Annotated in this window: 10 protein-coding genes and 1 pseudogene; 6 read left to right on the plus strand and 5 right to left on the minus strand. The window is 65.8% G+C overall.

Going from position 1 to position 8278, the window contains the following annotated elements; genetic code table 11:
• Positions 1–126: 126 nt before the first annotated feature.
• The 5 genes and pseudogenes from LOK46_RS32775 (at position 127) to LOK46_RS32795 (ending at position 4275) form a co-directional block, all read left to right on the plus strand.
• Positions 127–552: a hypothetical protein gene (locus tag LOK46_RS32775; protein ID WP_273565247.1), complete on the plus strand. Its 426-nt coding sequence runs from the start codon at positions 127–129 to the stop codon at positions 550–552.
• A gap of 1028 nt (positions 553–1580) precedes the next feature.
• Positions 1581–2840, plus strand: a pseudogene (locus LOK46_RS32780) (IS3 family transposase).
• A 49-nt stretch (positions 2841–2889) separates the two neighbouring features.
• Entirely contained in the window at positions 2890–3108 is a 219-nt protein-coding gene (locus tag LOK46_RS32785) for a hypothetical protein (protein WP_273565248.1), read from the plus strand.
• A gap of 739 nt (positions 3109–3847) precedes the next feature.
• Entirely contained in the window at positions 3848–4018 is a 171-nt protein-coding gene (locus tag LOK46_RS32790; RefSeq protein ID WP_273565249.1) for a DUF3606 domain-containing protein, read from the plus strand.
• A gap of 26 nt (positions 4019–4044) precedes the next feature.
• The gene (locus LOK46_RS32795) at positions 4045–4275 is read left to right on the plus strand and encodes a hypothetical protein (RefSeq protein ID WP_273565250.1); all 231 of its coding nucleotides are present in this window, start codon (positions 4045–4047) and stop codon (positions 4273–4275) included.
• Here LOK46_RS32795 and LOK46_RS32800 read toward each other — a convergent pair.
• Both LOK46_RS32800 and LOK46_RS32805 read right to left on the minus strand, forming a co-directional pair.
• Complete coding sequence (locus tag LOK46_RS32800) at positions 4262–4720, minus strand: tellurite resistance TerB family protein (protein ID WP_273565251.1); 459 nt, start codon at positions 4718–4720, stop codon at positions 4262–4264. The two genes, LOK46_RS32795 and LOK46_RS32800, sit on opposite strands and share 14 nt — an antisense overlap.
• Positions 4721–5060: 340 nt before the next feature.
• Positions 5061–5387, minus strand: a complete 327-nt coding sequence (locus LOK46_RS32805) for an integron (RefSeq protein WP_273565252.1) — start codon at positions 5385–5387, stop codon at positions 5061–5063.
• A 478-nt stretch (positions 5388–5865) separates the two neighbouring features.
• Between LOK46_RS32805 and LOK46_RS32810 the strand changes: the two genes are divergently transcribed.
• Complete coding sequence (locus LOK46_RS32810) at positions 5866–6048, plus strand: ribosome modulation factor (protein WP_273565253.1); 183 nt, start codon at positions 5866–5868, stop codon at positions 6046–6048.
• Positions 6049–6118: 70 nt separating this feature from the next.
• Here LOK46_RS32810 and LOK46_RS32815 read toward each other — a convergent pair whose 3' ends face one another.
• The 3 genes from LOK46_RS32815 to LOK46_RS32825 form a co-directional block, all read right to left on the minus strand.
• Positions 6119–6688: a peptidase S14 gene (locus LOK46_RS32815; RefSeq protein WP_273565254.1), complete on the minus strand. Its 570-nt coding sequence runs from the start codon at positions 6686–6688 to the stop codon at positions 6119–6121.
• Between the two features lie 147 nt (positions 6689–6835).
• Positions 6836–7597 carry a hypothetical protein gene (locus tag LOK46_RS32820; RefSeq protein WP_273565255.1) on the minus strand — a complete coding sequence of 254 codons (762 nt, stop codon included), beginning with the start codon at positions 7595–7597 and terminating at the stop codon, positions 6836–6838.
• Positions 7598–7925: 328 nt separating this feature from the next.
• Entirely contained in the window at positions 7926–8246 is a 321-nt protein-coding gene (locus LOK46_RS32825; protein ID WP_273565256.1) for a hypothetical protein, read from the minus strand.
• Between the last annotated feature and the right edge of the window lie 32 nt (positions 8247–8278).

Below are 8278 nucleotides of genomic sequence, written 5' to 3' on the forward strand. Positions count from 1 at the left end.
AATAGCCGCTATCGCCATCCACAGGCAAAGCCGGTCACACGCTCGCTTCTGCCGGGCCGTGTTGATCCAACCCGTAATGCCTTACCGCTACGCTTTCCCCACGCTAGGTGGCAGAGTGCGGCCACCATGCCGATCCGGCCCGAGCACCGCTTCTTCCACCCCATCGACTGGGCGCAGCTCTCGGCTGTGATCCAGTTCGGGCGGGCGAAAGGCTGCTGCGAGGGCTGCGGTCGTCCGCACGGGCGGATGGTCTACCACCTCGGCGACGGCCGCTGGTGGGATGCTGAGGCGGGCCGTTGGCGTGACGGATGGGGGCGCCGGATCCGGATCGCGGCAGAGGCTGACATCCTCAGGCGGGCGCGACGGACCCGCGTGGTGCTGGCGGCGGCCCATCGGGATCACGACACCTCGAACAACGCCGACGCCAACCTCGCGGCCTTCTGCCAGCGGTGCCACATGATCCACGATCGGCCCGAGCATCAGCGACGGCGATGGCGCACGCTGTTCCGGAGAAAGGCGCTCGGGGACCTGTTCGGCGGCCCCTACGCCTAGGCGGCTCTCTCGGTATCTCGACTGTAACCGCAGGGCTCATCCGGCGTTCATGGCCCGACCTGCCCTGTGAGACCTCACTCCTCGGAGGTCACATGCGCGCATTCCTCACGGGCGCTGCCCTGCTCGTCCTTACGACGGCTGGAGCTACGGCCCAGCCCTACGATGATCGGCGACCGCTGCCCCCGCCCGGGGAGGACTTTGATCGCCCCCCGCCGCCCCCGCATCGCTTCCGGCCCCCGCCGCCGGGCGAGGACTTCGATGACGACCGGCCGCCGCCGCCACATCATCACCGCGGGCCGCCTCCACCAGATGATGACGACGATGACGGACGGCCCCCACCGCCGCCTCGGCGCTACTGAGCGCTCTTGGCAACCATCTCAGTCTGTTAAAACGGCGATTAGCGAGAACGACGTGGCGAGTGCGAACGTACCGGCCACAAGGGACGCGATCAGGAGCATATCAGAAGCCTCATGCGCTCAACAGCGCAGCTTCCTCAAGAACGCACACGGCCACGCTCTGTTGCACGCGGCCAAATGCTGAGCATCGGCCGCTCGGCCCCGCCCCGATCTGCTCACGGGGCGGGGGAGCGTCCGATCTCACCAGCGGGCGGGCCAATACGCAACGCGGCCCGGCAGCATGATGCTGGAGGCGGGTTAGCGGGCGGTCAGCGGGGTCGGCTTGGCGTTGTGTCGAAACAGGCTGTGCAAGAGCCGGAAAGGCAGGCGCAGCAGCTTGTAGACGGCGTGAGCAACCATGACGGCGAGGACAGCAAGAAGCGCTAGGACGGTATTGAGCAACGCAGGCACTCCGTGCGGCATGAATGCGGCGGTCCGCAACCGCCATTGATGCCCAGGAGGCGCGCCGAACGCGGCGGGATTGTGAGCACCAAACCGTGCTCAGTGGCATGGTTGATGAACCCTCTGCGGGTCGGACCTGTGGGATCGATGCTCAATCAAGATGTGAAGTAGCCCCCAAAATGACCGGACAGGGGCTCACGCTTATGGAAGTGTGTGCCTATGACCGACCGTATGGTGAGTTCTAACGACCCGCCCCGCGCCGAACGCGTCGAGGTGATCACCTCCGTCCAGCGGCGTCGGCATTGGACCACGCAGGAGAAGGTGCGCCTCGTCGAGGAGACCTATCTGCCCGGTCAATCCGTCTCGCTCGTCGCCCGCCGCCACGGGCTGAACGCCAACCAGCTGTTCACGTGGCGTCGGCTGATGGAGCGCGGCGCGTTCACGGCCGCCGGTGCCGGTGAAGAGGTGGTGCCAGCCTCCGAGCTGCGGGCTGCGCGAGCCACAGATCCGTGAGCTGCAGCGGCTCCTGGGCAAGAAGACGCTCGAGACCGAGATCCTGCGCGAGGCGATGGAGCGGGTCGCCGCCCCCAAAAAGTTGCCCTCGCGCGTGACCTCGTGGCCGGGGAACGGCCGGTGAGCGCTGTGGCCGCAGCTTTGAGCGTGTCGCGCCCGCACCTCGCCTCGTCCAGGCAGGCCTCCCCCGCCTCGAAGCCCAGGGGCCGACGCGGCCGTCCGCCTGCACCCGACGCCGCGTTACTCGGCGCGATCCAGGCGCTCATCGCCGATCTGCCGACCTACGGCTATCGGCGCGTCCATGCCCTTCTGCGCCGGCAGGCCGAGCGGGATGGGCGGCCTGCGCCGAACGCCAAGCGGGTCTACCGGGTCATGAAGGTGCACGGCCTCCTGCTGCAGCGACATGTGGGCGGAGCCGAGACGCGCCGTCACGAGGGCAAGGTGGCGGTGGCCACGCGCAATACACGCTGGTGCTCGGACGGGCTGGAGATCGCGGCAGAGAACGGTGAGCGTGTGCGGGTCGCCTTCGCGCTCGACTGCTGCGATCGGGAAGCGATGAGCTACGTGGCGACCACGGCGGGCATCACGGGCGAGGACGTCCGCGACCTGATGGTGACGGCCGTCGAGCATCGCTTCGGGGCGGTCAACCAGCTACCGAGCCTGATCGAGTGGCTGACTGACAACGGCAGTTGCTACGTCGCCCGCGACACGCGCCGCTTCGCCCGCGAACTCGGCTTGATACCGAAGACGACGCCGCTGGAGAGCCCGCAGAGCAACGGCATGGCCGAAGCGTTCGTGCGAACCTCGAAACGCGACTACGTGCGTGTCTCGGTGCTACCGGATGCCGAGAGCGTGCTGCGCCAGCTCCCCGTTTGGCTGGCGCACTACAACGACCTTCATCCTCATCGCGCGCTCGGCTACCGCTCGCCGCGCGAGTTCATCACCCGATCAACCCAGGAGACCCTGTCCGGTCTTTAGGGGGCAACAACAAGATGACGTGTGGCGTGCCTATCCGTAAGCCGGCAAAATGCCGAAGCCGCCAAAACGCCGTGCCGACCTCGTATCCGTGTCCGAAAAGCGCGAAGCCATGCGCGTGTACGCCGTGCTGGCAACCGCGCCGGACGAGGCGCTGAAGGCCATTGCGCTGAATGCACTGCCGACAGCGCAGCTTGAGATCGTGGGCGGCCTGTCGCGCGACTTGGCGAAGCGGCTGCGCCTCAAGCTTGGGGAGCCGCTTTTGGTGTAGATCCCGGCCGAAGCAGTGGAGAGGCTCTTCACCACACCGCTTGGCCCGCAGTAGCTCAAAGCAGGCGTTCAGTGAGGGCGCAGAGCGGCGTTGCTAGGTCGTCGATCATCTCGACGCCGTGCACTCTCTAGCCGACCATTTCCGGTTGCCCGTCCTGGATGGCCCTACTGGCTTCCGATCCGATATCTGCGATCGCCGCGTGTAGATGGCGGCACATGCGATCACCAGGTGTCGTGAGCCGATGGGTGCATAACTCCCGCCAGTCCTGTTGGTCCACACGGACGACGACGCTCATCCCATGTGTGATGACGGTGGCGGGAAGGGCGCACGAAGCGCAACGGGCTGTCAGGAACCGCATGTTGATCAGACTGGAAGGACGTGTCCGCATCGCCTCTGCAAGACCAAAGCTTACGGGCCATGGGCCGGCGCTTGCGGTGTCCAGCTCCCCCGCCGCGCCGACCCTCACGCGACTGCCCGGCCAAGGCTTCACGGGCGAGCCCCGGTGAACTGGACCGGATGCGCCTGTCGTCACGTGCCTACCCGCTGCGTGCCGTGCGGTGTCGCGAACGCCTCGGGCGCGCGTGCGGGAAGAGGCTGTCATTTAGCAGGCCCCCATCCTCCTGTCCTCGGGGGCGGTTCAGAAGAACCGCCAGAATGTGGTGAACTACGGAGGATAGCTGAAACCAGGGCGACGCATCCGAGTTGAAGCAGCGTCGCGAGAACACCCTTGGATCCAGCCATGCCGACCGAGCTGCACGATAAGGCCCATATCGACGTTTTCGACCGCGCCGCTCGTGAGCATTGGGCGTTGCGCTTCGGGGTCACCGAGGAGCGTCTGCGCAAGGCCGTCCGGATGGTCGGATCCCGCGTCACAAGCGTGGCGGCCTATCTCGGTCAGCCTGCCCGCTGACCGAAGGGCATCCTGACGTGAGCCGGATGATCTACGTCAGTTCGAACGGCGACCGCTGGCTCCTGCTGCGCGATCCATCCGACGGGCGCAGCTTCGTCCGCCACGAGGCGAACATCGCGTCGGGCGGCCACGTCACCGACATCGCATTGGCGGCATTTCTAGCCGCCGATCGCGGTGGCCCCGAGCATCAGGCGCTATGGGCGTTGATCGGTGAACTCGTCGACGATGGCGCTACACCACCGTCTATGGTCGCTTAAGCTGCGCTGCCGCTTTGAGGAACGCGTCCGCGTCAACGAGAAGCGCGGCGGCAATCTCGGATAGGGCAGCGCGCTCGATAGCGGCAATGCCGTCATGGTCTGCCACGTCGACCGCCACTCGAAACACGCCTTCGCGTTGCTCCATGGGCCGACCGGCAATCGCCGCGACCCGTCGCAAGTTCTCCGCGCGGCCGGCTCGGGTGCCGGCCCTACCGATTGCCTCGTGTAGCGCCTCATCCAGCATCAGGACGTCGTAGCCCTTCTCTAGGATCGGACTGGCGAGGACGCCGGCGAGGGCTGTTTCCAGTTCATCGCCCGCGACCTCGCCGTCGGCGACGATGACGTTGGCGGCTGCGGAGACACCGGCCTGCATCAGCGCATCGTCGCCGGCATAGGCGGTCACCGTCTGGCGGAAGCGGGCGAGCAGGTCTTGTATGAAGGGCATGCTGATGCGCTGCTGAGCGAGGTATGTCGGAGACGGATTTCTAACGGCACCAGAGGGCGGCCCCGCACCAGCGCATACGCGCCACCGAGCCCGTGACGACAGGATCGCCGACGAGGCGATGAACCTCCTCCGTCTTCGGTCTATTCGCCTCGGCCAGCATGGCCGCCGAAAAGCAGCACAGCATCAGGGCGGCGATCCATAGGAGGGCCCGGAAGGTGCGGAGGGGGCGCTTCGACATACGCGCCAGCGTGGTGGCGTAGCGTTAGCGAACCCTTGCCGCTCCAGACCGGCGCGGCGCTCTGTCCGGCCCTGACGCTCAACTGGACACTCAGCTCAGGCTTCACTTCGTGTCGATGTTCACGTTGCGGGCCATGATCCAGCCGTGATCGCAGGGGCCGGTGTACGCCTGCTCGACAGGCACGAGGATCGTTGTCCGGCATCCCAAGGGAGCCGAGCCGTAGACGATCCCGATCCAGGGGCCGATCTTTTCGCAGACCTTGACCGCGTCACCGTTGTGCAGGCGCCCGATCTCACGGAACGGCGTCTCGCCCGGGCCGCTCTGAACCGGCAGGAAGCTTTCAATCCCCGGATCGACCTCAATCACCTTCCCTGTCTCCGAACAGGCATCCTCACCGATCGCCCCACGCATCAGGATCGGCACGTTCAAGGTTGCGGTCTCCGCTAGGGCTGCCCCCGGCAACATCAGAACGAAGAGCAGCCAGAGACGCGACGCTATCGAAGCCATGGGGGTGCCGAGCTATCGGGTTTTGATGACGAGCGATGCCGCAATCGCTTGTTGGAGAGCGGATAACGCAGGCCTTCACGCGACGATCCAGCGCTTGGAAGGGCAGGGTAGAACCGGGGCTCGATCGCTGCGTTGAGCGACATGCGCGCGGAGTTCGCCATGACCCTGTCGGATCCTACTCGCTTGGCTCTCACAGAAGCCGCCCTCGCGTCCGCAGATCGGCTCTGGCGTGAGGAGATGCGCCGGACCTATGGACCAGACGGGGTACTGATCTACGGGTACGCTCCGGAAGGACAAGGCGGCCTCGGTACGCCACTGCGGCGCAGCTACGAAGCCCGCCGAGTTGCGGTCGCGCTATGGCGCAACGAGCGACGCAGGGCATCCTAAAGGATCAGCGCTGATGGATACCCGCCAACCCCCATCCGTCGAACCAATCGCGGAAGGGGCTCATGCTCGTGCGATCGGTAGACAGAAGGACGCCTGTCCCTATCCAGCGGGCTCAGCCGAGCGGACGGCGTGGCTCGAAGGGTATGACGGCACGCCCGCAGAGGACGGCCCAGATTTACCGGAAGCGGATGCCTGAAAGAGCGATTGATGAGAATTGGTGCTGCTCGTCAGCCACCGATTACGCGTCACAAAGCGCGCTTGCGCCATCACATGACAGCTTCGATCAGCCCGAGTGCTTTGGCTTTCTCAGCCTCAATGTACCAGTTCTCCGGAGCTCGTTGCAGAACCTCCTCCATTGTCACCGATGAGCCGCGGATGAGGTTCTCGAAGCCCTCGTTCTGAATGGCAATCGACGCCTCGATCTCATTCAGCGTTGCCTTGAGCATAGCGCCGCAGGTCGTGAGCGGACCCTGTATGTGCAGCTTCTTATCCAGCTTGCGCTCGTGGATCATGAGCCGCGTCCCTCGGGTCAGGTAGCGGTTCGGCCGGGCGAAGAAGCTCATGAACGTCGTGCCAGCAGAGTAGATCGCTGCTTTTCCGAGAAAGACGAAGCGTCGACCCGGCTCCATCTCGCTATGGTAGCGGATGTCCTCGCCCATCATCCGCGCCACTTCTGGATCGCCGCCCAGAGTGGACAGCTCAATCACGACCAGCTCACGCTCGCTGGCCTGCGCGAGTTGACGCCGAAATTCCTTGTACATGTCGTAGTCGACTGCCCCTGACAGCAGGACCGCGGGCGCGCTGAAGGCGGAGGCGGTGAGAGACGACGAGGCCATGGGTTCACCGCGCAAGATCAGGACCTAGTGAGCGGTAGCACCTGCATACGGCGTACCAAGGAGGCTGTTGCCCATCGATGATGCGCTTGAGGCAGCGCGCTACGACAAAGCCTCGCATCGTCCGCTTGGCCGAACGCTCGCAGACCCTCACCGCATGGCTCGGCCTGTCCTACCACCCGCAAGAATTCTCACAGGATCGCTTCGGCCGAAGTCGACCGCTGCCCCTCGGCAGCCCTTCTTCGGTTCTGTATCCACAACCTGGTTCTGTGGATCTCTCTTATCCGTGGGGTGCAGATTTTTGCACCCTATGCTGCCCAGCAGCGCTGGGGCCGCGGATCGCCCTCCCCGCCGGAGCCACTGCAGCCACTCCCGGCTGATGATCCGCAGCACATTCGGGTCGTTCTTCCGCCCCTGGTGGCGCCGCTCCTGAATGGTCAGCAGCCCATCGCCCTCGGCTAACCGGATCGCTGCTTGAGCCAACCGCCGGCTCACTCCAGCCCGCGCTGCTAGGGCGTCGATAGGCAACCCGCAGGCCCCGTTACGGGCAACCTCGTCTCCGACGATCCGGAGGACTGCAAGCTGACCCGCAGTGAACCGGCTGGCGAGCGCAGGGGGCATCGGGCCGGAACAGGCCAGCCGGCGACGGCGCTCGATGGCTACAGATCGCTCAGGGGCCCTCTGCAGGCGCTTGGGCGGGAACAGCGTCACTCGGCCGAGCGGGATGCCGACGGGCGCCACGGCCTCGCGGATCGCAGCCCTACGGGTGTGCAGCGCCTCGGCCAAGCCCTGCGCCTCGGCGTCCGTCACGGTCTCGGCGGCGTGGGCCTGCCAGATGGTGCGCGACAGGCTGTCGAGTTGCGCAAGCGTGCGCGCGCTGTCGATCACCGACCGCATGGTGGCGTGAAACATCGGTCCCGGTCCCTTTCGGGCCGCGGCTAGAGTCCAGGCAAAGCTTCCCTGGTGCGAAAGTTGGCGCTTTCGCTTGACTCCCGGCGGGAGATCATGGCTTGTGGGGGGTATTCACTCCGGCCCCACAAAGGCCCCAGGTTTTCGACGGGCTCCCATTTGGCGATGGGAGCCCGTTGGCTTTTCAGGGTCTATCTCGCGGCGACGGTCTCCTGAATGGCCGGCTCACGACTCGCCGAGGCGAGCACGGCCGTGACCGCCCATCTCGGCCGGGCGGCACTGTTAAGTCAACGTTGAGAGGTAAGGCAGCCTGCAGGCACTACCGCTGCGCCTACTCCGCGGCTGCCGCTCCGGTTTGCCGACGGAGCTTTACCTGGACCCGCCGGGCCATCGCTTTCACCTGCGCGACCGACGTGGCCCGGTCGTAACCGCGCCCCTCCAAGCCATTGAAAAGCGCACGGCTCAGCTCCGCGACTTTGCCGTGATCGACGGCCACGGTGGCGAGGTAGGCCCGCATCAGCTCTGCCGCGACGTCGTCACGCTCGGGCGTCTTGGCCTCCTTCAGCCGCTCCCGGTAGCCCTGCTGATACTCCCGCTGCTTCCGCTTCCGGCGCCGGTACTTCGCCAGGTCCTGCTGATCGTGCCAGTCCATCGCACAGGGCTCCTCTGTTCGCCTGTGCTGAC

The organism is Methylobacterium sp. NMS14P, assembly GCF_028583545.1.
Taxonomy (GTDB): domain Bacteria; phylum Pseudomonadota; class Alphaproteobacteria; order Rhizobiales; family Beijerinckiaceae; genus Methylobacterium.

What these genes read in the sequence shown, in the direction of transcription:
- LOK46_RS32800 (WP_273565251.1), bottom strand. Translation starts at nt 4,720, where the DNA reads ATGCCCTTCATACAAGACCTGCTCGCCCGCTTCCGCCAGACGGTGACC.
- LOK46_RS32815 (WP_273565254.1), bottom strand. Translation starts at nt 6,688, where the DNA reads ATGGCCTCGTCGTCTCTCACCGCCTCCGCCTTCAGCGCGCCCGCGGTC.
- LOK46_RS32775 (WP_273565247.1), top strand. Translation starts at nt 127, where the DNA reads ATGCCGATCCGGCCCGAGCACCGCTTCTTCCACCCCATCGACTGGGCG.
- LOK46_RS32795 (WP_273565250.1), top strand. Translation starts at nt 4,045, where the DNA reads ATGATCTACGTCAGTTCGAACGGCGACCGCTGGCTCCTGCTGCGCGAT.
- LOK46_RS32790 (WP_273565249.1), top strand. Translation starts at nt 3,848, where the DNA reads ATGCCGACCGAGCTGCACGATAAGGCCCATATCGACGTTTTCGACCGC.
- LOK46_RS32825 (WP_273565256.1), bottom strand. Translation starts at nt 8,246, where the DNA reads ATGGACTGGCACGATCAGCAGGACCTGGCGAAGTACCGGCGCCGGAAG.
- LOK46_RS32820 (WP_273565255.1), bottom strand. Translation starts at nt 7,597, where the DNA reads ATGTTTCACGCCACCATGCGGTCGGTGATCGACAGCGCGCGCACGCTT.
- LOK46_RS32785 (WP_273565248.1), top strand. Translation starts at nt 2,890, where the DNA reads ATGCCGAAGCCGCCAAAACGCCGTGCCGACCTCGTATCCGTGTCCGAA.
- LOK46_RS32810 (WP_273565253.1), top strand. Translation starts at nt 5,866, where the DNA reads ATGGATACCCGCCAACCCCCATCCGTCGAACCAATCGCGGAAGGGGCT.